The organism is Chryseobacterium culicis (assembly GCF_002979755.1).
GTDB classification, from domain to species: Bacteria; Bacteroidota; Bacteroidia; order Flavobacteriales; family Weeksellaceae; genus Chryseobacterium; species Chryseobacterium culicis_A.
This window is the reverse complement of record NZ_PCPP01000001.1, coordinates 2,603,456-2,628,626: the sequence shown is the minus strand read 5'-3', so window position 1 is coordinate 2,628,626 and position 25,171 is coordinate 2,603,456. Positions and strand designations below refer to the sequence as shown.

The 25,171-nt window shown below is 36.2% G+C and carries 28 protein-coding genes; 12 read left to right on the top strand and 16 right to left on the bottom strand.

Annotated elements, in window-relative coordinates; genetic code table 11:
• Positions 1-27 precede the first annotated feature (27 nt).
• Both CQ022_RS11925 and CQ022_RS11920 read left to right on the top strand, forming a co-directional pair.
• On the top strand, positions 28-873 hold the full coding sequence (locus CQ022_RS11925; RefSeq protein WP_105681596.1) for a GNAT family N-acetyltransferase: 846 nt from the start codon (positions 28-30) through the stop codon (positions 871-873).
• A gap of 110 nt (positions 874-983) precedes the next feature.
• Positions 984-2,267, top strand: coding sequence for an ectonucleotide pyrophosphatase/phosphodiesterase (locus CQ022_RS11920; RefSeq protein WP_105681595.1), 1,284 nt, complete (start codon positions 984-986; stop codon positions 2,265-2,267).
• A 90-nt stretch (positions 2,268-2,357) separates the two neighbouring features.
• Here the strand turns inward: CQ022_RS11920 and CQ022_RS11915 are convergent, their stop codons facing one another.
• Positions 2,358-3,236, bottom strand: coding sequence for an NAD(P)H-binding protein (locus tag CQ022_RS11915; RefSeq protein ID WP_105681594.1), 879 nt, complete (start codon positions 3,234-3,236; stop codon positions 2,358-2,360).
• Positions 3,237-3,318: 82 nt separating this feature from the next.
• Between CQ022_RS11915 and CQ022_RS11910 the strand changes: the two genes are divergently transcribed.
• A complete protein-coding gene (locus CQ022_RS11910; protein WP_105681593.1) occupies positions 3,319-3,747 on the top strand; it encodes a winged helix-turn-helix transcriptional regulator in 429 nt (142 codons plus the stop codon).
• A 53-nt stretch (positions 3,748-3,800) separates the two neighbouring features.
• Here CQ022_RS11910 and CQ022_RS11905 read toward each other — a convergent pair whose 3' ends face one another.
• Complete coding sequence (locus tag CQ022_RS11905; RefSeq protein ID WP_105681592.1) at positions 3,801-4,853, bottom strand: NAD(P)-dependent alcohol dehydrogenase; 1,053 nt, start codon at positions 4,851-4,853, stop codon at positions 3,801-3,803.
• A 22-nt stretch (positions 4,854-4,875) separates the two neighbouring features.
• Positions 4,876-5,280, bottom strand: a complete 405-nt coding sequence (locus CQ022_RS11900; protein ID WP_105681591.1) for a cupin domain-containing protein — start codon at positions 5,278-5,280, stop codon at positions 4,876-4,878.
• A gap of 131 nt (positions 5,281-5,411) precedes the next feature.
• On the opposite strand from CQ022_RS11900, the gene CQ022_RS11895 reads away from it, so the two are divergent.
• The 3 genes from CQ022_RS11895 to CQ022_RS22975 all read left to right on the top strand — a co-directional run bounded on the left by CQ022_RS11895 (position 5,412) and on the right by CQ022_RS22975 (position 8,320).
• Positions 5,412-6,314, top strand: coding sequence for a helix-turn-helix domain-containing protein (locus CQ022_RS11895; protein ID WP_105681590.1), 903 nt, complete (start codon positions 5,412-5,414; stop codon positions 6,312-6,314).
• A 291-nt stretch (positions 6,315-6,605) separates the two neighbouring features.
• Positions 6,606-7,958: a carboxylesterase family protein gene (locus CQ022_RS11890; protein WP_105681589.1), complete on the top strand. Its 1,353-nt coding sequence runs from the start codon at positions 6,606-6,608 to the stop codon at positions 7,956-7,958.
• A 194-nt stretch (positions 7,959-8,152) separates the two neighbouring features.
• Positions 8,153-8,320, top strand: coding sequence for a hypothetical protein (locus CQ022_RS22975; RefSeq protein WP_158521389.1), 168 nt, complete (start codon positions 8,153-8,155; stop codon positions 8,318-8,320).
• 81 nt (positions 8,321-8,401) lie between these two features.
• Here CQ022_RS22975 and CQ022_RS11885 read toward each other — a convergent pair whose 3' ends face one another.
• From CQ022_RS11885 to lpxK, 6 genes are all read right to left on the bottom strand, one after another.
• Positions 8,402-9,874: an alpha-amylase gene (locus CQ022_RS11885; protein WP_105681588.1), complete on the bottom strand. Its 1,473-nt coding sequence runs from the start codon at positions 9,872-9,874 to the stop codon at positions 8,402-8,404.
• A gap of 44 nt (positions 9,875-9,918) precedes the next feature.
• Complete coding sequence (gene dinB / locus CQ022_RS11880; protein WP_105681587.1) at positions 9,919-11,016, bottom strand: DNA polymerase IV; 1,098 nt, start codon at positions 11,014-11,016, stop codon at positions 9,919-9,921.
• A gap of 191 nt (positions 11,017-11,207) precedes the next feature.
• On the bottom strand, positions 11,208-11,660 hold the full coding sequence (locus CQ022_RS11875) for a GNAT family N-acetyltransferase (protein WP_105681586.1): 453 nt from the start codon (positions 11,658-11,660) through the stop codon (positions 11,208-11,210).
• Positions 11,661-11,749: 89 nt separating this feature from the next.
• Positions 11,750-12,265, bottom strand: a complete 516-nt coding sequence (locus tag CQ022_RS11870; protein WP_105681585.1) for a TlpA family protein disulfide reductase — start codon at positions 12,263-12,265, stop codon at positions 11,750-11,752.
• Between the two features lie 195 nt (positions 12,266-12,460).
• The gene (locus CQ022_RS11865; protein ID WP_105681584.1) at positions 12,461-13,276 is read right to left on the bottom strand and encodes a purine-nucleoside phosphorylase; all 816 of its coding nucleotides are present in this window, start codon (positions 13,274-13,276) and stop codon (positions 12,461-12,463) included.
• A complete protein-coding gene (gene lpxK / locus CQ022_RS11860) occupies positions 13,260-14,285 on the bottom strand; it encodes a tetraacyldisaccharide 4'-kinase (RefSeq protein WP_079243242.1) in 1,026 nt (341 codons plus the stop codon). The genes CQ022_RS11865 and lpxK overlap by 17 nt, the downstream gene beginning before the upstream one ends.
• Before the next feature lie 88 nt (positions 14,286-14,373).
• Here lpxK and truA point away from each other — a divergent pair, with 88 nt between their 5' ends.
• From truA to CQ022_RS11835, 5 genes are all read left to right on the top strand, one after another.
• Positions 14,374-15,129, top strand: a complete 756-nt coding sequence (truA, locus tag CQ022_RS11855) for a tRNA pseudouridine(38-40) synthase TruA (protein ID WP_228421872.1) — start codon at positions 14,374-14,376, stop codon at positions 15,127-15,129.
• Between the two features lie 23 nt (positions 15,130-15,152).
• Positions 15,153-15,494 (top strand): hypothetical protein, encoded by a 342-nt coding sequence (locus tag CQ022_RS11850; protein ID WP_105681582.1) that lies wholly within the window; start codon positions 15,153-15,155, stop codon positions 15,492-15,494.
• Positions 15,495-15,561: 67 nt separating this feature from the next.
• Positions 15,562-16,149, top strand: a complete 588-nt coding sequence (locus CQ022_RS11845; RefSeq protein WP_105681581.1) for a Crp/Fnr family transcriptional regulator — start codon at positions 15,562-15,564, stop codon at positions 16,147-16,149.
• 85 nt (positions 16,150-16,234) lie between these two features.
• A complete protein-coding gene (locus tag CQ022_RS11840; RefSeq protein WP_105681580.1) occupies positions 16,235-17,005 on the top strand; it encodes an alpha/beta hydrolase in 771 nt (256 codons plus the stop codon).
• Between the two features lie 131 nt (positions 17,006-17,136).
• Positions 17,137-18,894 carry an ABC transporter ATP-binding protein gene (locus CQ022_RS11835; protein ID WP_105681579.1) on the top strand — a complete coding sequence of 586 codons (1,758 nt, stop codon included), beginning with the start codon at positions 17,137-17,139 and terminating at the stop codon, positions 18,892-18,894.
• Positions 18,895-18,982: 88 nt separating this feature from the next.
• Here the strand turns inward: CQ022_RS11835 and CQ022_RS11830 are convergent, their stop codons facing one another.
• The 5 genes from CQ022_RS11830 to CQ022_RS11810 all read right to left on the bottom strand — a co-directional run bounded on the left by CQ022_RS11830 (position 18,983) and on the right by CQ022_RS11810 (position 22,320).
• Positions 18,983-19,597 carry a class I SAM-dependent methyltransferase gene (locus CQ022_RS11830; RefSeq protein ID WP_105681578.1) on the bottom strand — a complete coding sequence of 205 codons (615 nt, stop codon included), beginning with the start codon at positions 19,595-19,597 and terminating at the stop codon, positions 18,983-18,985.
• Entirely contained in the window at positions 19,594-20,187 is a 594-nt protein-coding gene (locus CQ022_RS11825; RefSeq protein WP_105681577.1) for a hypothetical protein, read from the bottom strand. The genes CQ022_RS11830 and CQ022_RS11825 overlap by 4 nt, the downstream gene beginning before the upstream one ends.
• A complete protein-coding gene (locus CQ022_RS11820) occupies positions 20,177-20,647 on the bottom strand; it encodes an RNA polymerase sigma factor (RefSeq protein WP_105681576.1) in 471 nt (156 codons plus the stop codon). Before CQ022_RS11820 ends, CQ022_RS11825 begins: the two co-directional genes overlap by 11 nt.
• Positions 20,647-21,498 carry an alpha/beta fold hydrolase gene (locus CQ022_RS11815; RefSeq protein WP_105681575.1) on the bottom strand — a complete coding sequence of 284 codons (852 nt, stop codon included), beginning with the start codon at positions 21,496-21,498 and terminating at the stop codon, positions 20,647-20,649. The genes CQ022_RS11820 and CQ022_RS11815 overlap by 1 nt, the downstream gene beginning before the upstream one ends.
• 219 nt (positions 21,499-21,717) lie before the next feature.
• Positions 21,718-22,320, bottom strand: coding sequence for a DUF4919 domain-containing protein (locus CQ022_RS11810; RefSeq protein WP_228421544.1), 603 nt, complete (start codon positions 22,318-22,320; stop codon positions 21,718-21,720).
• A gap of 284 nt (positions 22,321-22,604) precedes the next feature.
• On the opposite strand from CQ022_RS11810, the gene CQ022_RS11805 reads away from it, so the two are divergent.
• On the top strand, positions 22,605-22,820 hold the full coding sequence (locus CQ022_RS11805; RefSeq protein WP_034696179.1) for a hypothetical protein: 216 nt from the start codon (positions 22,605-22,607) through the stop codon (positions 22,818-22,820).
• Positions 22,821-22,880: 60 nt separating this feature from the next.
• Here CQ022_RS11805 and CQ022_RS11800 read toward each other — a convergent pair whose 3' ends face one another.
• Together CQ022_RS11800 and CQ022_RS11795 are read right to left on the bottom strand one after the other, a co-directional pair.
• On the bottom strand, positions 22,881-24,176 hold the full coding sequence (locus tag CQ022_RS11800; protein WP_228421542.1) for an MFS transporter: 1,296 nt from the start codon (positions 24,174-24,176) through the stop codon (positions 22,881-22,883).
• Positions 24,177-24,284: 108 nt separating this feature from the next.
• Complete coding sequence (locus tag CQ022_RS11795) at positions 24,285-25,037, bottom strand: DUF3575 domain-containing protein (RefSeq protein ID WP_105681573.1); 753 nt, start codon at positions 25,035-25,037, stop codon at positions 24,285-24,287.
• Positions 25,038-25,171: the final 134 nt, after the last annotated feature.

Here is a 25,171-nt window from a genome sequence, read left to right as displayed (position 1 = left end):
TCTTGGCATTATAATTTTTTGCAACCCATGGAATTTAAAACGTTATCCCATATCACGATAGATGAACTTTTATCTGTGTTCAATCATTCATTTTCTGATTATGTTGTTCCTTTTCACCTGACAAAAGAAGTACTCATCTCAAAAATAGCAGCAGAGAAATTAGATATGAGTTTGTCCGCCGGAGCTTTTGAAGAAGGAAAATTGGTAGGTTTTATTCTTCAGTCTGAAAAAATAGAAAATGGGGAGAAGATTATTTACAATGGAGGAACAGGAGTCGTTCCGGAAAACAGAGGGAAAGGGCTGGTGAGAAAAATGTACGATTTTATTATTCCCATTTTAAAAGAAAGAAATGCCAATACATTACTGCTTGAAGTTATTGAAGGAAATCAGCCGGCCATCAGAGCCTATGAAAATTTAGGATTTTGCATTGTCAGAAGGCTGCTTTGCTTTAATGGAAACATTAAGCATGGAGAAGAAAATGCCGGAATATTGATAAAAGATCTGAAAGACTTTCAATGGAACATACTACGTTCTTTTTGGGATATTGAACCTTCCTGGCAGGGATCTGTATTCGTATTAGAGCCAATGCCGGAAAACTATATCACGTTAGGAGCTTATGATGGAGAGCAGCTGGCAGGATATATCGTTTATGGTTCTGCAGCAAAAAAAATATATCAGTTTGCTGTAGATAAAAATTATAGAAACCGTGGAATTGGGACAATGCTTTTTAATGCTATTAGAGAAAAAAATAACGGACAGACGATAGCCTTGAATAATGTAGATGACTCCTCAGAAAACACCAGTAAATTCCTTAGCGAAAAAATAGGACTGAACAATTGGTTGTCACAATTTGAAATGAAAAGATCTATTTAGCAGGGAGTAATTTTGATTCAGAAAAAATAAGAAGGTTTTAATATACTTTTAATCTCTTAAACTTTTCAGGGAGAAGTATAGGATGTAACTTTGCCGAAAATTTTTAAATAATGAAGCGAGGAATCCATTTTTTACTGCTGCTAATTTCCTTTACAGCTTTTGCACAACAGGTCAATATTGATACAGCCCAGGTTGTTATACCGGGAAGACAAAACAGTACGGAAGCTCAGGCAAAACCTTACGTAATTATGATCTCTACGGATGGTTTCCGGTATGACTATGCCCAAAAATACAATGCTGAAAATCTTTTGAAGCTGGCTAATGGAGGTGTAAAGGCTGAAGCAATGATTCCAAGCTATCCCAGTATTACTTTTCCCAACCACTGGAGTTTAATCACCGGACTTTATCCTTCTCATCATGGACTGATTGATAACTTTTTCTACGATTACAAGAGAAAGGAAGGGTATGCAATGAGCAACAAAAAAAATGCTGAGGACGGAAGCTGGTACGGAGGAACTCCGCTTTGGGGACTTGCTGAAAAACAGGGAATGATCTCAGCTTCTTTAATGTGGGTAGGATCTGCCAGCGATGCAGGAGGAATAAGACCTACTTATTATTATCCGTATCACGAGAAATTTACTCCTTCTGAAAAAGTAGGAAAAGTTGTAAACTGGCTGAAATTACCGGAAGATAAAAGACCTCACTTTATTTCATTATATTTTCCGGAAGTGGATGGAAGCGGGCATCATTATGGTCCGGATACCAAAGAAACAGAAAATGCTGTTCATCTGATAGATCAGGCAATTGGTGATCTTGTTCAGAAAGTAAATGATTTAGGATTAAAAAATGTCAACTTTATTTTTGTTTCAGACCACGGAATGATCAAAGTAGATGGAGGTACACCTTTGGAGATTCCTGCTGTTCTTTTTGATAAAAACAGATTTGATATTTACAATTCCCAGACTTTACTGAGAGTTTACGTTAAAAATCCAGAAGAGATAAAAGCGGTTTACAAAGAACTGAAAGCTAATAAAACAGATGATTACGAAGTATATCTGGATAAAAAACTGCCTAGATATCTGCACTTTGCCACAAGAGATGATCAGTACCACAGAATAGGTCAGATTCTTCTGATTCCAAAAGCTCCTAAAATCTTTCTGGAAAAAGGAAAGAAAACATCTGTTGGAAAGCACGGCTACAATCCTAAAGTAGTTCCGGAAATGAAAGCTACTTTCTTTGCATGGGGACCGGAATTTAAAAATAATCTGGTGATCAGCGAATTTGCCAATATCAATGTTTATCCCTTGGTTGCTGAGGTTTTAGGATTAAAAATAGATCAGCCCATTGACGGAAAACTGAAAGTTTTAAAAGAAACCCTGAAAGAAAAAAAATAATCTTAAATTTAAGATGTCATATTAAAAATAGAATCGGCGCACCTTTGGTGCGCCGATTCTATTTTATCAATCTTGAAAAGACAAAAGAAATTAGAATTTAGAAGAAAATTCCTTCGCAAAATCTTCTAGCTTGATGTTTCCTGTTACGGGAGAACCATGGTCAATAAAATCTTTTTGTACCACACCGGTTCTTATTCCTCGTCCCATTTCAACATACAGTTTGGCCATATCTTCCGGTAAACCTGCCTGAAGCATTCCGTTTAAAGAATCTTCATCAGAGAATTCTACCCATGGAAGTTCAGGTTTATTAACAGAAGTTCCCAGAACCTTTGCAAAATCAGAAGCTTTTCTTACATCACTCACAATATATCTGATCGTATTGGTATTTCCATCTTTTACCAGTTCTTCAGCGGCAGCTTTGGCAATATCATTGGGATGTACCACAGGCACTTCAATACCTGCAGGATAATTACCTCCAATAATTCCTGCATTTTGAATTAAAGGAATATCATTGAAAAAATTATTATAAAAATATCCGGCTCTTAAAAAAGTAAAAGAGGTATTTTCCACTTCATTATATAATTTTTCAATATTGTGAAGACCTGCAATAGGGCCATTTTCTACCGGAGATTCTGCTCCTACGCTGCTGAGCATTACTGCTTTTTTTACATTGGCATTTTTTAAAGCTTCAGCATAATTTTTTCCTGCATTGGTCGTATTTTCTACGATTTTATCCGGGCTGATAGCCGGAGGAGTCATGACAAAAACAGCATCGGCTCCATCAAATGTTTGCGTTAAAAAATTGATGTCTGTGATTGAACCTATGGCTGGCGTTGCTCCCAGAGATTCAATATCCTGTTTTCTGGCATCGCTGCTGCTTACCACTGTAATATTGTGTCCTTCGGCAATTAATTGTTGTGCTAATGGTTTAGCTACGTTTCCCAGTGATCCTGTGATTATAATTTTCATATGTAAATATTTTTTTATTTCGGAGAACAAAGTTATATTTGTACTTACTTTTATACAAGTACTTACCCTAAAGTATGTAGATATGACAGCGATCAAAGAAAGTTCAACCATTCAGGAGAATAAAAAAACAGTGCAGGATTGTCCTGTAATGTATGTTATGGAAAGAATTGGCGGGTTCTGGAAACCAATCATCCTGTTTAATCTTTCCACAGGAGAAAAAAGATACAGCGAATTGAAAAAAGCAATTCCTGCCGTAACGGAAAAAATGCTCATCCAGCATCTGAAACAGCTTGAAGCTGACGGGTTAATTATCAGGACAGCAAAACCTGTAGTACCGCCTCATGTGACTTATAAACTGAGTGAAGCGGGTAATGAACTGGCTCCCGTTATTGATGCCATGGCAGCATGGGCTTTTCAGGACATGGAAAGAAATGATAATAAATGTGCTGAAGGAAACAGATATATAACGAATCAGGATCAGAATGCTTTTAGCCAAAATCTGAAAAAATAAAAACAGGCTCTTCGATCCGAAGAGCCTGTTTCTGTTAATATTCTATAGAAGAATTATAAAGACTGCATATCAATGACGAAACGGTATCTTACATCACTTTTCAACATTCTTTCATATGCCTCGTTGATGTCCTGCATTTTGATCATTTCAATTTCTGAAACGATATTGTGCTCCCCACAGAAATCCAGTAATTCCTGCGTTTCAGCAATACCACCGATCACTGAACCTGCTACAGATTTTCTTCCCATAATCATAGGAACCGTATTAAGGATAGGTTCTAAACCTCCAAGATATCCCACAAGAACATGCGTTCCGTTGATATTTAAAGTGGCTACATACGGATTTACATCATGTACATAAGGAACCGTATCAATAATCACATCGAATTTCCCTTTTACAGAATCCATTTGTGCGTCATCAGTAGAAATAATAACATGATCAGCTCCCAGTTGTTTAGCATCATCCGTTTTTCCCGGAGTTCTGGAGAATAAAGTAACTTCAGCTCCCAGTCCTTTTGCTAATTTAATAGCCATATGACCCAGACCTCCCAAACCTACAACAGCTACTTTAGAACCAGGACCTACATTCCAGTGTTTTAAAGGTGACCATGTCGTAATACCTGCACAAAGTAGAGGCGCTACAGCAGCAAGGTCAAGATTTTCAGGTACTTTTAAAACGTGATGAGAATCTACAACTACTCTTTGAGAATATCCTCCAAAAGTATGGCCTCCCAAATGCTTGTCTTTTCCATTATATGTTCCTGTGAAACCATTTAGGCAATATTGTTCAAGATCATGCTGACAGCTATCACAATGACCGCAGGAATCTACAATACATCCTACTCCTGCAAGATCACCTACTTTAAATTTGGAAACGTCGCTTCCTACTTTTGTGATTCTTCCTACGATTTCATGTCCCGGAACTACAGGATACAAAGATCCGCCCCAGTCGTTTCTTGCTGTATGAAGATCAGAGTGGCATACCCCGCAGTATAGAATTTCAATCTCTACATCTTTTGAAGTTACTTCTCTTCTTTCAATATTCATTTCTTTCAGATCTGCTGTGGTAGACGCTGCACCATAAGCTTTTACTGTGATTGTACTCATTTTATATTCAGTTTATTTAGGTTTATAAATTATTATATTCTTCATCTGTTACAGGCTGCAGCCATTCTACGATTCCGTTTTGGGTATTAGGATTGATGGCAATATGGGTAAACGAACTGTCCGGAGCTGCTCCATGCCAATGGATAACATCTGGAAGGATATTAACAACATCTCCAGGGTTTAGAACCTGTGCTGGTTTTCCTTTTTCCTGATAAAATCCTGTTCCTGAAGTTACGATTAAAATCTGCCCACCTCCATGAGAATGCCAGTTATTTCTGCATCCTGCTTCGAAAATCACATTCCCGATCTTACAGTTCAAATTGTCTTCATTGGGTTTAAGGATATGAACCCATGCTGTTCCGCCGGAAAAATAATCTGGGGAAGCCTTTTCTCCTTTTGGAAAAATGTTGGTATTAAAAGTTTCCATAACGATACAAAAGTCGAAACTTTTCCGTAAACCAGACTTATACAGATTACCGAATTACTTACCAATTTTACAGACCTCATTTTAATTACAAATGAAAGTGGTAATTTTGAATAGTAATAAAAATATACTTCATGGAAAATCAGGAGGTTGAAATCTATAATACGGTCTCGGAATATAATAAAATGGCCAATCATGAAACGCTGCACCCTTTGGTGAGTGTGATTGATTTTTCTAAATCTGATCCTATTTGTCAGTATAAAAGAAAATTTGGGTTTTATACCGTTTTCCTGAAAGATGTTATGTGCGGAGACATGCAGTATGGCAAACACAGCTATGACTATCAGGAAGGGACATTGGTTTTTATTGCTCCGGGGCAGACCTATGGAATTTATAATAAAGACAGACATGTTCAGCCTGCAGGATTCGCATTAATTTTTCATCCGGATTTAATAAAAGGAACCAACTTAGGGAAGAATATGAAAGACTATTCATTTTTCTCTTATGATGTACATGAAGCGCTCCACCTCTCTGAAAAAGAAAGAGAAGTTGTCCTGGATTGTTTTAAAAATATAAAACTGGAACTGGAGCAGGCTATTGATAAACACAGCAAATCTTTAATTGTTAATAATATTGAACTGTTCCTGAATTACTGCATGCGTTTTTATGACCGCCAGTTTATTACAAGAGATCATATCAACCAGGGAGTTATTGGGAAATTTGAAAATCTTGTAGATGATTATTTGAAATCTGAAAATCCCAAAAATATTGGTTTCCCTATGGTTAATTACTTTGCAGAAAAACTGAATCTTTCTGCCAATTATTTCGGAGATCTTATCAAAAAAGAACTGGGAATTTCCGCTCAGGAATTTATTCACAACAAACTTATTGATATCGCCAAAGAACAGATTCTGGATCAGGCAAAAACAATCAGCGAAATTTCTTATGATTTAGGCTTTAAATATCCACAACATTTTACAAGACTTTTTAAAACCAAAGTGGGAATTTCTCCGAGTGAGTATAAAATCCTGAACTAATTTTTTTAACACGAATAACACAGTTTGTTTTAAAAAACATCATAATAATTTGTGGACATTAGTGCTTTCATTAGTGCAATTTGTGTTTAGACTATTTTTGGATTTTTAAACACGAATAACACTAATTATTTCACAAATAACACCATGATAATTCGTGAAAATCTGTGTTTTCATTTGTGCAATTTGTGTTTAAACTATTTTTAGATTCTTAACATGAATAACACCATAATAATTGTGCAATTTGTGTTTAAATAATTAAATTTAAAGAGAAAAGTTTTCACCATTCTAAAGATGACACCAAATCAGCAGAACACCACTATTTTCGAGACTCGTTTCGGGAGAATTATTGCATTAAAAGATGATGGAATAATCAGAATTAAAAGTATTCGCTATGCCTGTTCTGAGAGGTTTCAAAAACCTGTTCCTTTAGAGTATTCTTCATCATCACTTATTACTTCTCCTGAAAAAACTCCGGTCTGTCCACAGTCTTTAAGTCCGCTTGTGGAAAAAATGATAGGAGCAACTCCTGTTGAAAGTTTCGAGGCTGATGAAGCTACGCAATACCTTTCCATAACCCGTCCGGAAATCATATCTGAAAATGAAAAATTACCTGTTGTAGTCTGGATTCATGGAGGCTCTCATGAAATAGGCTGTGGTGATCTTGCTACTGCCGATCCTGCCGAATGGGTGAAAGAACAACATATCATCGTAGTTACGGTTTCCTATCGTTTGGGGCTTTTTGGATTCCTGGGAGGAGATGAAAAAAGACCTGCGAATCTTGGACTGCTGGATATGATTGAAGCATTGAGGTGGATTAAAAAATATATCGCAGAGGTAGGAGGTGATGAAAACAATATTACCCTTCTCGGCCAGTCTTCAGGAGGTGATGCCATTGCCCATCTTATGATCTCAGAAGGAATAGAAGATTTATTTCAGCGGGTGATTATTCAGAGTGCTCCGTTGGGGCTTCGTCATAAAAGACAGAAAATGTCTGCGGAATTTCTGAAAAAAACAGAAGTATTGAAAGATGAAACCGATGTTCTAAAAATGATGGATGAGTACGGTAGATTTTTACCATCTGTGATAAAGTATGGTTTGAAAGCGGCAATGCCCTTTGGTACCCAATATGGATTCTTCCCTTTGTGTAAAGAAGAAGAGTCGTTGGACATGTGGAAAAAGAATGCTCCAAAATATGATATACTGATAGGGTTTAATAATGACGAAACTGCATTTTACCTTAAAACTTCCGAGGCTTTAAACAAATATTTCGGAAAAGGATTGGGCTTAAAAATCATGGATAAAACGGTTGAGAAAACTACAGAATTGATTTACGGAACTCCGGCAAAACAGTTTGCTCAGAATATTTCTGATGCCGGAGGAAATGTTTACCTCTTCAGAATTCATTCAAAATTGAAAGACAACCCTATCGGAGCACCACATTGTATTGATCTTCCTTTGATTTTTGGAAATGAATCAGCCTGGAAATCATCTGAACTGCTGAAAGATATTCCATGGAGCCGTATTCATGAGCATGGTGAAAAATTAAGAGCTCTCTGGGCGGAATTTGCCCGTACCGGAAAAATAGCTGACACCTCCGAAAGACCAGAAATTCTGGAACTCAGAAAAGTTCAGCCGCATATCTAAGTGGAGGAAATCTCTAATGTTCTCAAATATTTCAGCTGAAGACATAATATTCCTCTTTCATATTTATTTATTTATTTATTTATTTATTTTTATATGGATTGTATATGTTGAATCGTGTTGTTGGTGTTTATTATTTATTCATAATTGTAAATTTTAATGTATATTTAATAACTAAACCATAAAAAATAATCATTATGAAAACGAAAAAAGAGTTCAAAGTAAGAAAACTTAACCGTGAAGAGTTGAAGACTTTAAAAGCCGGAGACTTAAACTGGGGCAAAGTATGCTGTACTTCCAACGAAGACGGACAATGTTGCGAGTGGGCCATAGATATCTGGAATTGCCGATATATCTATTGCTAAAATACAGCTTAATATATTGATAAATACAAGGCACATTGATTATCTGGTCAATGTGCCTTTTTATTTTATGAGAATGGATTCTTATTCAGGAATCCAGACGCTTACATTTCCTGCCGGAACAGGGAAATTTCCCCAGCCGTTTTCATCAATGATCACTTTATCTTTACATCTTTTCAAAAGGTCTTTAAATTTTTTTCCGGCATACAATGTTCCCATTTCCATAGGTTTATGGTAAGACTCTTTATTGCTTAGAACAACAGCACATCCGGTATGTTTATCATCTCCTGTACGTACCCAGCCAAGGCAGTTGGCATCCTCAAAATAATCATGTTGCTCACCATAAGCATGATCTTTTCGCGCTTTTAATAACGCTTCAATGCCATCTACTTTAGGCATGAAAATTTCCTGATCATTACCTTCTCTGTCTTTATCCACATAATGAGCTCCATAGAGATCGGGATAAAATACACATGGATAACCGTCTTTTCTCAACAAAATAAGAGCATAAGCAATAGGTTTAAACCATGGTTCTACAGGAGCTTCAAGATCCTGCAGAGGTTGTGTGTCATGATTTGCAACTAAACTTACAGCATGCATAGGATCTGCCTGAGTGAGGGTTTCATCAAAAATTCTTCGGAGATCATAAGAACCGCCTTCTTTTGAGGCATTGTGGAAATTATTCTGCAGGGAGCTGTCAAAAAGACTCATGCAGCCTTCCGTTACTTCAATATATTTTTGAAGCAGATGAAGATATCCCGGAGCCCAGTATTCTCCTACAGCGAAAATATTTTTTCCGGAATTGGAACGAAGCAGGGAAAGCCACTCTTTATAAAAATCAAAAGAAATATGTTTTAAAGCATCCAGTCTTACCCCATCGAAATCTGTCTGGTCAAAATACCATTTTGCCCAATTGTTGAGCTCTTCCCGTACAAAAGGATTCCGGTGTTCAATGTCATTATACATCAGATAGTCGTAATTTCCTTTCTCGTCATCAATCATTTCCTCCCAGTCATTTCCATATTCTGACTGTATTTTATAGATATGAGAATCCATGCCTTCAGCATAATCCACACCGCTGAAGCAGGTAAAGTTCCATTCAAAATCAGAATATTTTTTTCCTCTTCCGGGAAACGTAAATTGGGTATATGATTCTATTTCGATGATATCGGAAATTACTTTTTCCCTGTTTTCCTCATCTACTTTTACAACCTTGAATTTTTCCAGTTCATCACCTCCGGCTTTATGTCCCAGAACAATGTCTACAATAACCTGTATACTCTGTTTCTTTAAAGCTTTAATGGCTTTTGTATAATCGTTTTTAGTCCCGTATTTGGTAGGAATGGTTCCCTTTTGATCAAATTCTCCAAGATCATACAGGTCATAGGCATCATATCCGATGGAATAACCGCCATTTGTCCCTTTGTAGGCAGGAGGAAACCATACAGAAGTAATTCCAAGTTTTGCTAAATATTTGGCCTGTTTTTCGGCTTCTTTCCACAATTTTCCGTCACCTTCAGAATACCAGTGAAAAAATTGGATCATGGTTGGATTCATAAATTTGCTGATTTGATAAATACAAGTTAGCAAAAAAATATGATCTACTCATTTTCAAATTCCTCAAACGGGATTTTTAGTTGAACGGAAACCTGCTTTTTTTCTTCCGTATTCAGTTGGGAGAGAGACAATCCGAGCAGGCGTACAGCCTTATCGAAGGGACGAAGTTCCCAGAGCTTTTTTCCGGTATTGAAATACTGTTCCGGAGATGAAAAATAATCTTCTCTGGTTATACTTCTTGTGAAAAGAGAGAAATCTTTATATTTTATTTTTAAGGTTAAAGTTCTTCCGAGAATATTATTTTTCTGTAATCTTTGATGGATTTCCTCTGCAAGACTTTCCAGCTTTTCATTGATCTGCTGCTCATCTAAAAGATCTTCAAAAAATGTTCTTTCCACAGCCACACTTTTTTGGATCCGATGAGGTTTTACTTCAGAAGTATGAATCCCACGTACTACATTATAATAATGCTGACCAGATTTTCCAAAGAGCCTTACCAGATCTTCAAGTGATCTCTTCTTTAAATCTTTTCCTTTATAAATACCTAAACTAAACATTTTGTTAGCCGTAACTTTCCCGACACCATAAAATTTTTCCACCGACAGCTCTTCCAGAAAATGCTCCATTTTATCCGGATGAATGGTTTTCTGGCCATTCGGTTTATTAATATCAGAAGCTACTTTAGCTAAAAACTTATTGATTGAAATTCCTGCAGAAGCGGTAAGTCCCGTCTGTTCAAAAATTTTCTGACGAATTTCTTTGGCAATCAGATTGGCAGATTCCATTCCTTTTTTATTTTCAGTGACATCCAGATAGGCCTCGTCCAGAGATAAAGGTTCTACCAGATCTGTATATTCATAGAAAATTTCCCGGATTTTTTTGGAGATTTCTTTATATCGGGCAAATCGGGGAGGAACAAAAATAAGCTGAGGACATTTTTCTTTGGCTGTTTTACTGGGCATTGCGGAGCGAACACCATATTTTCTGGCTTCATAACTTGCTGCTGCAACGACTCCGCGATGCTGGCCTCCTACGGCTATAGGCTTGCCTTTCAACGTAGGATTATCATGCTGCTCCACAGAAGCATAGAATGCATCCATATCCACATGAATAATTTTACGAAGAGGCAAAGAAAAATCCATATACAAAGATATGGATTCCTTTATTTACGGTAAATTTTTTATATGATCGAAGTTTGAAGCTGGGAGAGGGAAGTTAATGAGGACAATATAAAAATTGAATGTCATTTATTGAAAATTAATTTAAAGAACAACTAATTATTAATTGCACTGAAATTACTTCCAGCTTCGATCTTCCTGCTTCCAGCCTTTTACTATTTCAGTCTCATGGTGAGAAGATGAGGTTCAAAACCTGCCTTTTCATAAGCTTTGATAGCAGATTCATTTTGAGCATATACATCAAGTCTTACCTCACTGATTCCCCTTGATTTTGACCAGGAAATGAGTTCATCGGTAATCACTTTATTGATTCCTTTTCCTCTATGCTCCGGCTTTACATACATAAAACCTAGATAAGAATACTTTTCAAATTGGTTGTAATATTTTTCTGACTTTTTAATCAGAGCATACCCAGATGCAATGACTTCATTATTCTCTTCAGCAACAATTACAGTTGCATCAGGAGATTGGATCAGAAATTTTAAATCATAATAATGGATCTCTCCTTCAATAAGTGTACTGTTGAAAGGTCTTTCAGCAGTAATCACTCCCTGTTCAAATTCTAAAAGAATTTCTAAATCCTTTTCTGTAGCTTCTCTTGTGATCATGGTGTTAAATAAATAAAATTTTAAAACTCATTGAAATCTGATGATTTTCAATGAGTTTTTATGTTTTTTCAGATTAAAATAAATGACAATTATTTTAAAAGTTTGTCAATGGTTTGCTGAAGTTCCGGATCTTCGGGGGAAATTGCATAATATTTTGCAATAGAAGATTTCTGATCAATAACCATATATCTGGGAATCCAGTTAAGATCCACATAATTGTTAAAATCATTTTTCCAGCCTGTAGAAAACCAATAATTTTCTTTGTTTTTCATATCAAATCTTTCAAGACTTTTTTCAAACCCTTCTTTTGAACGGTCTAATGATAGAAATACAAAATCAATATTCTTGTTATTTTCTTCTAATTCCTTAGCTTTTGGAAGGGCATTTAAACAATCTCTGCACCATCCTGCCCAAAAATCAATGACTAAAACTTTTCCTTTATGCTGATTTAGAATCTGCTGAATGGTAATGGCTTTTCCTTCTTCATCTTCCAGTTTTTGCTGTAAAGCTTCTTTTGAAAATCCTGTTTTAAGGACAGTGGGGACTTTTTGTGAATAGCTTATCCCAAAAATACCCATCATAAAAATTAATATCAACTTTTTCATCTTGAACAATTTCATTTGTACAAATCTAAACAATGAATGGCAATCTGAGATTGATTTCTTGGGAATTAGTAAAAATTTATAATATTGATGGCTTCTATAGGATAAACCACCCCGTCAAAAATTATTTAAATTTTTGCCACCTCTCCACAGGAGGGGAATATTACGTCTTCAGTTGTAATATTGAGGTATGCTATTTTACTGATAGTTTTTAATCAATCCTTTAACAACGGCAATTACATTTGGCATTGCTTTGTTTGCGGCATTCAAAACTTCTTCGTGAGAAACGGCAAACGCTACATCGGGACCGCCAAGATCTGTAATTACGGAAATACAGAAAACATCCATTTCCATATGTCTGGCAACGATGACTTCAGGAACTGTGCTCATTCCTACCATATCCCCACCAATAGCTTTAATCATTCCGTATTCAGCCGGAGTTTCAAAAGTGGGTCCCTGCAGGGCAATGTAAACTCCCTGATGAATTTTAATGTCATGTTCTGCTGCTGCCTGTTCAGCTACAGTAATCATTTTTTTGTTGTAAGGCTCACTCATGTCCACAAAACGTGGTCCAAGTTCATCTATATTTTTTCCGCGAAGAGGATGCTCAGGCATCATATTGATGTGATCTTTCAGAATAACAATATCTGCGACACTGTAAGCAGGATTTACTCCGCCACAGGCATTGGAAAGAATAAGATTTTGAATTCCCAGCAGATGAAAAACTCTTATCGGGAAAGTAACGGTTTCCATTGAATGTCCTTCATAATAATGGAAACGGCCGCTCATCATCAGTACTTTTTTCCCTTCCAATATTCCATAAATCAGTTTTCCGGTGTGTCCGGCCACTGTAGTTTGTGGAAAATGAGGAATATCTTTGTACTCTAAACTATGGATTGGTTCTACTTCATTTTGTAATTTTCCCAGTCCGGATCCTAAAACAACCGCAAAATCAGGAGTTTCCTGAATAATATTTTTAATAAAATCCGCGGTCTCTTTAATTTTTTCTAACATAATCCAAGATGATTTGATTGAATTCTTCTTTCTTATCAATAAGTACATTGATAGGCCAGTAGTAAACAATTTCTCTAAGATAGTCAAAAGTTTTCAGACGTACGTAATCTTTCTCTGTGGTTAATATCAGTTTATATTCTCCTAGTTTTTTGTATTCGGCAAGGATTTTTTTAATATCATCATCGGTGAAATTATGATGATCCCTGAATTTTAAATGCTTCACTCTTTTTGAGAATTTTGCCAGATGTTCCAGAAGTGGTTTTGGATTGGCAATTCCGGTAATCAGTAAAATATCATAATAATTCAGGTTGTTATCAGGAAGCATTTTATCTTTTCCGTATACATTTTCGTCGTAACCAATGGATGAAAAGAAGACTTTCTGCCCATAGGAAGGTCTTATTCTTGAAATATAATACCTTTTTGTTTCCTCTGTCAGTTCATCAGGACATTTACTGACCATGATGATATTGGCTCTTTTATATCCAGCTCTCGATTCTCTGAGATCTCCGGCAGGAAGCACATAATCTTTAAAAAAAGGATCGTTAAAATCAGTCATCAGAATATTGAATCCAGCCTTAATAGCTCTGTGCTGCATGGCATCATCCAATACAAGAACCTGAAGATCCATATCATCAATTACTTTTTTAGCTCCGGGAACACGTTCTTCCGAAACGGCAATAACAAAACGGTTTTTAAAACGCTCAAAAAGCTGCATAGCTTCATCACCTACCATTTTGTAGTTGCTTTCATAATTGGTTACTTCATAACCTTTGGTCAGCCTTCCATAGCCACGTGAAAGCACGCCGGTTCTGTAATGTTTGGATAGGAACTGAGCAAGATACATCACCATAGGTGACTTTCCGCTTCCGCCCACAGAAAGGTTTCCGACATTGATTATCGGTGTTTTGAATTTTGTCGACTTAAAAATTCCCAGATCATACATTGTGTTCCGGATACCCGTTACCAAATGATAACCAAGGGAAAAAGGATAAAGGTACCATCTTTTCATACGATTGCAAAAATAGGAATTTTCATAGGCATTTGGTGTAATATTCTCAAAGACTTTTCAACAAATATTTCGTTAAATTAAAGTATTTTTGTGGAGTTATTACAATACATTGAGATACTTTATTGAATTTTCTTACAACGGAAAGAATTATTTCGGCTATCAGATACAGCCGGATGCCATTTCTGTGCAGGAAGAACTGGAAAAAGCGCTGTCTACAATTTTGCGCGAAGAGATTAAAACAACAGGAGCGGGAAGAACCGATACCGGGGTTCATGCCAAAAAGATATTTGCCCATTTTGATACTGAAAAAGAACTGGACGACCAGCTTACACGCAGGCTGAACAGTTTTCTTCCGCCTGATATTTCCATTAAAAGAATTTTTCCGGTAAAAGATGATTTTCACGCCCGTTTTGATGCAACTTATAGGACCTACGAATATTATATCTCACTGGAAAAAAATCCGTTTACCCAGGAATCTGCATGGCAGCACTGGAAAAGATCTTTGGATATTGTTGCAATGAATGAAGCCTGTAAGATTCTTTTTGAATATGAAGATTTTACCAGTTTTGCAAAATTGAAAACCGACAACAAAACCAATATCTGCAAGATGTACAAAGCAGAATGGGAGCAAAACGGAACAGAACTGAAATTCACAGTTTCTGCCAACCGCTTTCTTAGAAATATGGTTCGTGCTATTGTCGGAACGATGGTGGAAATTGGTACAGGAAAGCTGAAACCGGAAGATCTCCGTAAAGTAATTGAAGATAAAAACCGCAACGCTGCAGGTACTTCAGCTCCAGGACACGGGCTGTATCTGGTGGATGTGGGATACGATTTTAAATAAAAACTAAAAACAAAATAATAATCATGTTATCAATTTTTATTCTTATCGGGGCTTACCGATATTATGCACAATTAGCCGAAAGATTTGGAAAAACAAAATGGCAATACGGTGTTTTGGCTATTGGAATTTATCTGGGAACCCAGATTGTGTTAGGGATGAGTTACGGTGTGTATTTGGGAATAACAGATCCTGAATCTGTAGATAATGTAAATTATACAGGATTTTCGGGAGTGAATATGGTAGGCTGGTTAATCTCTATTGTTGCTGTTTGGGGAGTTTATAAATTTCTTGAAAATAAGTTTATAAAAGAAAGACCGGCAAAAACCATCGAAATTGAAGAAATAGGGAAGACTATTGATCAGTAACATTTCTCTTTTTAGTATCAAAAATTAAGGGTATTTTTAAATGATGTAAGAGATACTAAAAATAATCATGACTGAAATTGAGAAACTTGCCTTTGCATTGCATCATTTTGCCGGACTTTCCGAAGATGATTTCAGATTGTCCGAAGAGTTCTGGCTGCCCAGAGAATATAAAAAAGGAGATTTTTATAATCTTCAGGGGAATGTCTGCTCTTATTTAGGGTTTATAGTGGATGGTGTTTTCCGTTCTTATGTCATTAATGGAGATACGGGGGAAGAAAAGAATGTATTTCTGTATTCGGCTAACGGTTTTGTGGTTCCTTTTAAAAGTTTTCTCAATCAGATTCCCTGTGATTATTTTACTCAGTCTCTTACGGATGCCTCTATTATTTATATCCGGCATACAGACTTGCTTTCGCTTTATAAACAATCTCATCAGTGGGAAAAGTTCGGACGTCTTCTTGCACAGGCAGCTTTTAATGTTACGATGACAAGAGTGGAAGGATTCTTATTAAAATCTCCTGAAGAACGATACCTGGATCTGATGAAAGAACATCCGGATATTTTCAGTAATGTTCCGCTTTATCATATTTCTTCTTATCTTGGCATTCAGGGACCTTCTCTGAGCAGGATAAGAAAAAGAATTTCAGGTAAATAGTGCGATTTTAACCTGAGTTAAAGTTTTCGTCATTTTATCTGCGGAAATTTGTTTCATCATTTTAACAATACAAAAAGTAAAAAATATGAAAACAAAAACGATCGTATTAATTCATGGATTATTTGTGAATAATACAAGCTGGAAAGAATGGAAAACGTATTTCGAAACTCAAGGGTATACCGTGCATACACCTTCAAATCCGGGACATGAAGGAGATCCCGTGAATTTAAAAAATAATATTCCCCAGGAATTGAGACATGTGGGCTTTGATGATACGGTGAATAATCTTGTAAAACTGATTGACAGCCTTCCTGAAAAACCTATTGTCATCGGACACTCATTTGGAGGACTTATGGTTCAGAAACTGATTGATATGGGAAAAGCAGCAGCAGGAGTGAGTATAGATGGTGCGCCTCCCAAAAATGTGATGGCTCCTTTTTCTACGGTAAAAATTGTTTGGCCTGTGGTTAACTTTTTCAAAGGAAACAGTCCGTTTTTAGGAACGAAAGATTGGTATCACAAAGCTTTTTTTAATAATTATTCTAAAGAAGAAAGTGATAAATTGTATGAAAAGGTAGCTGCTCCCGAAAGTCGAAAACTGGCAAGAGATCCTTTACTCAAAGCTTCTGCTAAATTAGATCTAAAGAAACCCCATCAGCCCGTATTGTTCATTGCAGGCTCTAATGATAAAATTTTTCCTGCTGAATTTTCAAAAAAAATTGCGGGAGCCTATAAAGATTCGAACAGTATTGTAGATTTTAAAGAATTTGCAGGCAGAAGCCACTTTATCTGTGGAGAAAAAAATTGGGAAGAAGTAGCAGAATATGTTCTGGACTGGATACAAAAGAACGCTTAATATATTCATATTGTAAATGGTAGGTATCTGAAATTTTCTATGACGATTTGCAAAAGTTGTAAAGGCAGTCCGGTTATAAAGTCTTATTTTTGCATAGAATTTTATTTTAATTCTTTCTTTCGATTCGTACAATGAAAAAACAAGATACCTGGGGAATTATAAAAAGGCTGTTCTTTATCGGAATGAAATTTCGTTCATGGTTCATCCTTACCCTTATAATTTCCATATTCCTTTCTATCGTTTCTACTTACAGGCCTTATCTTACAATGCAGGTGGTGGATAATGACATTACAAAGCTTCATGATAAGGCTTTGATGATGAAGCATATCTATATCCTTGTAGGATTGGTATTTGCAGAAACTATTTTAAACTTTTTCCTGGTTTATTTTTCAAATTTTATCTCGCAGAATGTGATCAGAGATATCAGAGAGCGCCTCTATGCTAAGCTGATCTATTTCAAGACTTCATTTTTTGATAAAACGCCTATCGGACAGCTGGTAACGCGTGCTGTAGGAGATGTGGAAACCATTGCAACTGTCTATACCGATGGTTTCCTGATGGTATTCGGGGATATTCTGAGAATTGTGTTTGTATTGGTCATGATGTTCAGTACCAATGTTCATCTGAGTTATATTACACTGGCTATTTTACCTTTGATGGTAATGATTACAAGATTCTTTCAGAAAAGACTTAAGAAAGCTTTTGGGGATGAAAGAAACTGGACTTCCAATCAGAACTCTTTTGTTCAGGAAAGGCTTGCCGGAATGCCAATTATTCAGGTATTCAACAGACAGGAATCTGAGTTTAAGAAATTTGATGATATCAATATTACACTGAAAGGAGCATTACTGAGAACCGTATTTATATTCTCATTGTTCTTTCCGGTAGTAGAACTTATTTCGTCATTGTTTATAGGATTTATCCTTTTTTATGGAGGTTATATTACCATCAGTGCCGGAGTAGTAATTGCATTTATCCAGTATATTTCAATGCTGATCCGTCCTTTGAGACAGATTGCAGACCGCTTTAATAATATCCAGCGAGGAATTGTAGGAGCAGAAAGAGTATTGGGATTGATGGATGAAGAAAACTCAATGTCAAATAACGGAACAGTGAAGAAAGACCACTTTGCCGGAAAAATTGAATTCCAGAAAGTACATTTTGCCTATGATGAAAAACAGGAAGTACTGAAAGGGATTGATTTTAAAGTAAATCCGGGAGAAACGGTAGCAATCGTTGGTGCAACGGGTGCCGGGAAATCTACCATCATCAGCTTAATCACAAGATTGTATGATATCAATTCCGGGAATATTCTGATTGATGATGTGGATTTAAAAGATTATGAGCTTTATAACCTGAGAAGCCATATCGGAGTGGTATTACAGGATGTTTTCCTTTTCCATGGAAGTATTTTTGAAAACCTTGCTTTTGGAGATGACAGTATCACGCTTGATAAAATAAAAGCCGGTGCCAGAGAGATTGAAGTGGATCAGTTTATTCAGCAGCTTCCTGGCGGATATGATTATGTAGTGAGTGAAAGAGGTTCATCCATTTCTTTAGGGCAGAGACAGCTGTTGTCTTTCCTGAGAGCTTATTTATCAGATCCGAAAATTTTAATTCTGGATGAAGCAACCTCTTCCATTGATCACGAAAGTGAAAAGCTGATTCAGAGAGCTACAGAAAAAATTACTAAAAACAGAACATCCATTATTATTGCCCATAGACTTTCCACCATTGAAAAAGCGGATAAGATCATTGTAATGGAACACGGTAAAATCGTAGAAGAAGGAAAGCACCTTGAGCTTCTGGATAGAAACGGATATTATGCCACTCTTTACAAAGCTCAGCTTCGTCATGAAGTGGAAGTGGAAGAAGAAAAAGAATCATAATAAAGAACTGTTTCAAAGTTTAGATAAACAAAAAAGAGAGTCATTACCGACTCTCTTTTTTATATTAAAAAAAAATACATACAATTCACTAATGCTTTTTAAAACTGCAGAACACAAAATTCTGAACGGTCTCAAAAGGGGTTGTGTGATCTTCGGTAATACATTGTAACTTTTTAAAACTTTTTTCAAATTTTTCTGTTAATGATTCTTCATCATACTGCTGAATATCCAATCCGCTGCATTTGGTGGGACCATTTTTAGAAAAAGTTCCAATGATCATAAAGTTATCCACATTTTTTTCTGCAATATCTATATATTTTGAAACCTGTTTCGGTGTTGTCAGGAAATGAAAAGCAGCTCTGTCGTGCCAGATATCATAAACTTCAGTAGGTTCAAAATCGGTAATGTCTGTAGCAATCCATTTTACTTTACCGGCAGCATTTCCCAGTCTTTCCTGTGCTTTTTCCAGAGCTTTGGCGGAAATATCCAGCACGGTAATATTTTCATAACCTTCCTCAAGAAGAAAATCAACGAGGTTGCTGTCTCCACCGCCGATATCAATGATGCTAGCATCTTTTCCCAATCCGGAAGATTTTATAAAATCAAGAGAGGTTTGAGGTTTTTTCTGAGTCCAGCTTACCTGATCAGGATTTTTGGTCTCATATACATTTTCCCAGTGGTTTTTGTTGTCAGAAGATATCATGATTCTTTTAATTGATTATTGATCTCTTCAAATTTATTAATTAATTCGTCAAGTTTTCCTTGTTGTTTCTTTATAGTTCTGGGTCTTAAATAAAACCAGTTAAATGCGACCCATAATGAGGTTACTGAATAAGTCAAAACAGCAGAACCAATGGTCATTTTTGAAGTATATTCATACATATAAAAGCATATTCCCAGAAACAGCATGATAAAATACAAGTTGAGTATGGTGGTCTGCATGAATTTTTGCTTACTTTTTACCAGATATAAACTTTGTAGATATTCATGGTTAGATTGAGTCTGATCAATTTTGTAAAATACCATAAACATTTTGTTATAGGCCAATAGAAAGATAGCCATCCCCAGAACTACAAGCACGATTCCGATTTTTGTTGTGATCATTTCCGGCTGATAACGGTACCAGATGAAAAGAATTACTAATGAAGTAGCGATTAATCCAATATTAGCAAAGATGAGCCTGCGCAGATTTTGGTTTCTGAATTTTTTTAGCTTTCCAAGAAGCTCCTCCAGATTGGGTTTGTTGGAAGTCTGCTGCTTCCATATATTTTTGAAATCAATATTAGTAGCCATTTTCTTTAAACTTTTGCGTTAATTTTTCTTTTATCCTGTGAATCTTTACCCTGATGTTGGATTCTGAAAGTCCTACAATATGAGCTATTTCAGCCTGTTTTATCTCTTCCAGTTCCAATGAAATAATAATTCTGTCTGTTTCAGGCAGCTCAGAAATAAACTGATACAGCATTTGTATCTGAGGTTCCATAGATTCCTGCTTTTTCTCTTCCAAATTAATGGGCAGATCAGTTTTAGTAAATTTCTTTTCCTTTTCAATCTGTCTGAGGCAGGTATTAGAGGCAATTCTGAAGATCCATGTTCCTATGCTGGATTCATTTCTGAATTTCGGGAGCTGCTGCCATACAATGATAAATGTTTCCTGGGCAAGATCCTGAGCAATGTCGGTGTCGTTCACATATCCCATGCATAAACGGAATATCCTTTGCCAATAGAGTTCGTATATCTCTTCAAAAACCATTATTTCGCAGATAAAAAGTGAGTAAGCTGATTAAAATACCAATCTTTATCATCATACATAATAAAATGCAATCCTTTTGAAGCGTACTGCATATTGGCATTTTTTAAATTTTTGTATTGTCCTTCAATAGTTGGCTTAAGATTGACAAAAAAAGACTCTAAAAGAATAAGAGAAGGACATTGTATATTTTTTATTTTCTCTCTGAGGTCGGTATTGGAAAAATCACAATACATTTTAGCAAAAGTTTTTCGGTCAGATTTCATGCTCCAGCTGATTACAGTTTCCTGCATAGAACTATCTGCCAGAAGATGTGGCATAGCCTGAGTCTGCATTTTACGGAACTGTTCATCATTCATAGCGGTTAACTGAGTAATGACAGGAGTACAGTCGTTGTTTTCTTTTGAGGTAAAATTAGGATCAGCCATTGCTGCCAGGCAGGGAAGGGTGTCTACGATTACAATTTTACCTACAAGCTCAGGATAATCAGCTGCAATAGCCAAAGCCAGGCCGCCTCCCATACTATGCCCAATAATGATGGGTTTGTCAATTTTATTATTCTTGATGTAAGCAGCAATTCCTTTTTCCCAATCTTTAAAGCTGGCGTCTGCCTGTGGTTGAGCTCCGGCAAATCCGGCCATTGTTAAAGTATAACAGGTGAAGTTTTTTTCAAATCTTGCAGTGGTTTCGTTCCATACATCTCCCGAAGAGGCAAATCCCGGAATGAAAATTAATGACTGATTCCCTTTTCCTGTTTTTTTAACTTCAAACGGATAGGTGGTTTCCTGACCGAATATATTGCATACCGCTAAAAAAAATAACATGATGATAAGAAGGAATGTAAATTTTTTCATGATTTCTAAAGTTTTAAAGTTTATTTGTCTTTTAGAGACGAACCTTCAAAAAATGTTACACAAAATTTATTTATTTTTTTGGAAAAATATTTCTCCTTCTCCGAAACCCTTATTATTAGGGCGAAATCATATGAAATTTATTTTAAAAAAAATTGATAGCTGCTATTTTTGAATCATAGAATGATGAAATAATGAATGAAATATAGGAATTAATTACTCCTATATTCTTCCATAGAATCGGCTGATGTCAAAATAAAATCCTGGAATTTTATATTTGTCTTTTTCAAACTCCTGATAGTCACATTTCCCTTTTATACTTTGTGATTTTGTTTCCATTTGAAATCTGTTTAAAAGAACATACTCATCTGTTACGGAAATGACATGAAAGCCTGTCTCACACTTCAGTCCGTCACCGGAAGTTAGAATGGCGTTTAATAGTCCGTGGAAATTTCCTGCAATTTTTTCAGCAGTGATATCATCTTTATTTAAATGATACAGATAAGCAAGATAATTCATCGCGCGCAGATCCAAAGGATTTTCATCCAAAGCATTCAGAAATAGCTGGATTCCTTTAGAAAGATCTTTTTGCGAAATACCTTCTCCACGATAATATTTGGCAACCTCTTCAGCCTTCTTGCCTGTTTTATAAGGTTCATACCCTTTTTGAAACGTATAACCGAAATAAAGATGACGATATTGATTGCTGGTAAGAAGGGTATCGTTCTGTTTTAATCTTTTTAAAAGCTTCGGATAATAGAACTCTGAATTTTTATCCTCAATATTTTTTTGAATGGCAGCATAATCCGGTGCTTTGAATTCCATTTTTTGACCCTGCAGAAAAGTAAGCAGTAGAAAGAAAAATAAAGAGAAAAATGCTTTAATATTCATAGTTTGTATAAGGTTGTTACATTTTTTTATGATCGTAAAAATACGGAATATGTATCAATCGGTTAATATCGACTGACTATTTGTAAAAAAAATAATAAAATATTATCAAAGTGTTACTTTGTGTTAATAAATTTACTAACTTTATTCGGAATTTGAGATGTTACCCCTAACATTTGAAGGGGTGAATGGAATTTTTAACTAAAAAACTAAAAATATTAATGAGCAGTAGTATCCAAGATGAATTTAAAGTCTTCAAAGACGAATTGAGAAAGTTGAATATCGAAGTACAGAAAGTTGTAAAAGTAGGAAACGGGAGTATGGATTTCCATGAGGTTTTCTACAAATCGCCGAGGTATGAAGAGGTAAAGAGCATTTACGTCCAGCGCCATAATCTGGACAGTATGATTGAAAAATTTAAACAGGCCTATCATTAAAAAATAGAATGTTCGCCGCAGAGAATCTGCGGCGAACGTTTTTTATAAATTACTGGAATATTAATCCTGATCAAGTGTAGAAGTCTTTTTAGTATCTTTCATTCCTATATAAACGACCAGAGAAAAAAGAATACACCCGGTAATATACCAGTAAAAGTATTCTTCTGAACCAATCTTTTTAAACCAAAGGGCAATATATTCTGCTGTTCCCCCAAATATAGCCACTGTAATAGCATAAGGAAGGCCCACACCTAGTGCCCTGATTTCGGAAGGAAAAAGTTCTGCTTTTACCACTGCATTGATGGAGGTGTATCCACTTACAATAATTAATGCTGCCATAATCAGAAAAAATGCACTCCATATTGAAGTGGTTGTACTCAATGCTGTAAGAAGAGGAACAGTACACAACGTTCCCAGAATACCAAATCCTAAAAGAAGCGGTCTTCTTCCAATCTTGTCAGATAGCCCTCCAAATACAGGCTGAAGGCATGCGAAAATAAATAGTGAAATAAAAGAAACCAGTGTAGACTCTTCCTTGGTAAGGTGTAATGTATTCACCAGGAATTTTTGCATATAGGTGGTGTAGGTATAAAATGCCAATGTTCCTCCTAAAGTGAGACCTACAACAGTAAGCAGGGCTCTGGGATGTTTCAGAAGCTCTTTTACAGTTCCCTTTTTCTTTTCGCTGATTTCTTTTTTATTTTCAAAAGCTTCCGTTTCATGAAGGTTGGCTCTGAGGTATAATGCAATGATAGAAAGCATAGCCCCAATTACAAAAGGAATTCTCCAGCCCCAATCTTCAAGCTGAGCTTCAGTCAGAAGCAATTTTTGTAAAATAAGCTGAATTCCCAGTGCTATAAGCTGTCCGCCAATTAGAGTGACATATTGAAAGCTTGAATAAAACCCTCTTCTGTCCTGTGTTGCCATTTCGCTGAGGTAGGTTGCAGAGACTCCGTATTCACCGCCCACACTCAACCCCTGAAGTAATCTTGCCAATAAAAGTAATAAAGGAGCCAGAATACCTATAGATTTATAAGTAGGTGTAAGAGCAATCAGTAAAGATCCAAAAGACATCAAAAGAACAGAAAGAGTCATTGCTTTTTTTCTTCCGATCTTATCCGCAATGCTACCGAATAGCCATCCACCGATAGGACGCATAAGAAAGCCTACAGCAAATATTCCTGCGGTATTCATCAGTTGGGCATTCAGGTCAGAATCCGGGAAAAATGAATGGGAAAAATAAATGGCAAAAGCTGCATACGCATACCAGTCATACCATTCCACAAGGTTTCCGATAGATCCGCCTATGATGGCTTTAATTCTTTGAGCGGTAGTAATAGTGGACGAATTCATCATGATATTTTCCAGAAAGTTTTGTTAATTATAGCGTCCAAGATACAAATTTCAGGAAAAAATAAACCGCTCTGGAAAAGAACGGTTGGTATAAATAAAGGATTGTATTTTTTAAAATCTATATCCAATGGAAAGTCCGCTTCGGAAACCCGCCCAAGGGCCGTCCACTTTTATTCTGGCACCATTGGCATTCGTTTCTACCGTATATTTTACAAACGGAATATCCAGATTTTCAATTTCTTTTTTTAGCTGAGCCTGCATATCAGGAGTCAGTACATAATCTGAAGTCATGGTAAAATCTCCCTTTCCGCTTCCATAATGAGCTCCTGCAATCCAAAAATCCAGTACAAGATTCTGGCTTCTGGTCAAAAAGAATTGTACGCCGACCATTAATCCGCCACTGTTCCCTTTTGTATCTCCCTGTCCTTTAAGTGGTACCTGATAAGTGACTCCATTCGGACCGTTATAATCATAATAAAAATCAAAAGCATTGGATGTTACACTTGAATAGCGGTAATAGGGAGCAAAATAAAATCCTTTTCCATAACCTTTCCCGATATAAAATCTCGGTTCAATAGTGAAATTGGTCGCTTTTACCCTAAGATTCTGGAATCTTTTCTCATCTTCATCTTTCAGAAAAGCATTGATAAAAGGGACTTTCCCTTCCGGCATAGTTCCGAAACCAATATTCACGGAAAACCATTGGTTGATCGCCCGTTCATAAGACAGATTGATATTTCGGAATGCATAAGCCGTGACATTGGTCTTGATGATATTCATCTTCTCTGCTGAACTGTTCTGAATTTCCTGAGCCCCCAGCACAGAAAACAGGAAGCACGGAATTAATATGAATACTTTTTTCATGACTCTATATTTTGTGATGTAAAAAATACCAGCAAAAAACGGGCTGGATTTAACATAATAACTGAAATTTTGAAGAAAACTTATTCATTGCTTTTTAATTGGTTTGCCATTATAAATGTAACAAACATGAGGGA

Bases quoted from the DNA above. Each gene is read 5' to 3' on its own strand.
- CQ022_RS11925 (WP_105681596.1), top strand. From the start codon at position 28: ATGGAATTTAAAACGTTATCCCATATCACGATAGATGAACTTTTATCT.
- CQ022_RS11920 (WP_105681595.1), top strand. From the start codon at position 984: ATGAAGCGAGGAATCCATTTTTTACTGCTGCTAATTTCCTTTACAGCT.
- CQ022_RS11915 (WP_105681594.1), bottom strand. From the start codon at position 3,236: ATGAAAATTATAATCACAGGATCACTGGGAAACGTAGCTAAACCATTA.
- CQ022_RS11910 (WP_105681593.1), top strand. From the start codon at position 3,319: ATGACAGCGATCAAAGAAAGTTCAACCATTCAGGAGAATAAAAAAACA.
- CQ022_RS11905 (WP_105681592.1), bottom strand. From the start codon at position 4,853: ATGAGTACAATCACAGTAAAAGCTTATGGTGCAGCGTCTACCACAGCA.
- CQ022_RS11900 (WP_105681591.1), bottom strand. From the start codon at position 5,280: ATGGAAACTTTTAATACCAACATTTTTCCAAAAGGAGAAAAGGCTTCC.
- CQ022_RS11895 (WP_105681590.1), top strand. From the start codon at position 5,412: ATGGAAAATCAGGAGGTTGAAATCTATAATACGGTCTCGGAATATAAT.
- CQ022_RS11890 (WP_105681589.1), top strand. From the start codon at position 6,606: ATGACACCAAATCAGCAGAACACCACTATTTTCGAGACTCGTTTCGGG.
- CQ022_RS22975 (WP_158521389.1), top strand. From the start codon at position 8,153: ATGAAAACGAAAAAAGAGTTCAAAGTAAGAAAACTTAACCGTGAAGAG.
- CQ022_RS11885 (WP_105681588.1), bottom strand. From the start codon at position 9,874: ATGAATCCAACCATGATCCAATTTTTTCACTGGTATTCTGAAGGTGAC.
- dinB (WP_105681587.1), bottom strand. From the start codon at position 11,016: ATGGATTTTTCTTTGCCTCTTCGTAAAATTATTCATGTGGATATGGAT.
- CQ022_RS11875 (WP_105681586.1), bottom strand. From the start codon at position 11,660: ATGATCACAAGAGAAGCTACAGAAAAGGATTTAGAAATTCTTTTAGAA.
- CQ022_RS11870 (WP_105681585.1), bottom strand. From the start codon at position 12,265: ATGAAAAAGTTGATATTAATTTTTATGATGGGTATTTTTGGGATAAGC.
- CQ022_RS11865 (WP_105681584.1), bottom strand. From the start codon at position 13,276: ATGTTAGAAAAAATTAAAGAGACCGCGGATTTTATTAAAAATATTATT.
- lpxK (WP_079243242.1), bottom strand. From the start codon at position 14,285: ATGAAAAGATGGTACCTTTATCCTTTTTCCCTTGGTTATCATTTGGTA.
- CQ022_RS11850 (WP_105681582.1), top strand. From the start codon at position 15,153: ATGTTATCAATTTTTATTCTTATCGGGGCTTACCGATATTATGCACAA.
- CQ022_RS11845 (WP_105681581.1), top strand. From the start codon at position 15,562: ATGACTGAAATTGAGAAACTTGCCTTTGCATTGCATCATTTTGCCGGA.
- CQ022_RS11840 (WP_105681580.1), top strand. From the start codon at position 16,235: ATGAAAACAAAAACGATCGTATTAATTCATGGATTATTTGTGAATAAT.
- CQ022_RS11835 (WP_105681579.1), top strand. From the start codon at position 17,137: ATGAAAAAACAAGATACCTGGGGAATTATAAAAAGGCTGTTCTTTATC.
- CQ022_RS11830 (WP_105681578.1), bottom strand. From the start codon at position 19,597: ATGATATCTTCTGACAACAAAAACCACTGGGAAAATGTATATGAGACC.
- CQ022_RS11825 (WP_105681577.1), bottom strand. From the start codon at position 20,187: ATGGCTACTAATATTGATTTCAAAAATATATGGAAGCAGCAGACTTCC.
- CQ022_RS11820 (WP_105681576.1), bottom strand. From the start codon at position 20,647: ATGGTTTTTGAAGAGATATACGAACTCTATTGGCAAAGGATATTCCGT.
- CQ022_RS11815 (WP_105681575.1), bottom strand. From the start codon at position 21,498: ATGAAAAAATTTACATTCCTTCTTATCATCATGTTATTTTTTTTAGCG.
- CQ022_RS11810 (WP_228421544.1), bottom strand. From the start codon at position 22,320: ATGGAATTCAAAGCACCGGATTATGCTGCCATTCAAAAAAATATTGAG.
- CQ022_RS11805 (WP_034696179.1), top strand. From the start codon at position 22,605: ATGAGCAGTAGTATCCAAGATGAATTTAAAGTCTTCAAAGACGAATTG.
- CQ022_RS11800 (WP_228421542.1), bottom strand. From the start codon at position 24,176: ATGATGAATTCGTCCACTATTACTACCGCTCAAAGAATTAAAGCCATC.
- CQ022_RS11795 (WP_105681573.1), bottom strand. From the start codon at position 25,037: ATGAAAAAAGTATTCATATTAATTCCGTGCTTCCTGTTTTCTGTGCTG.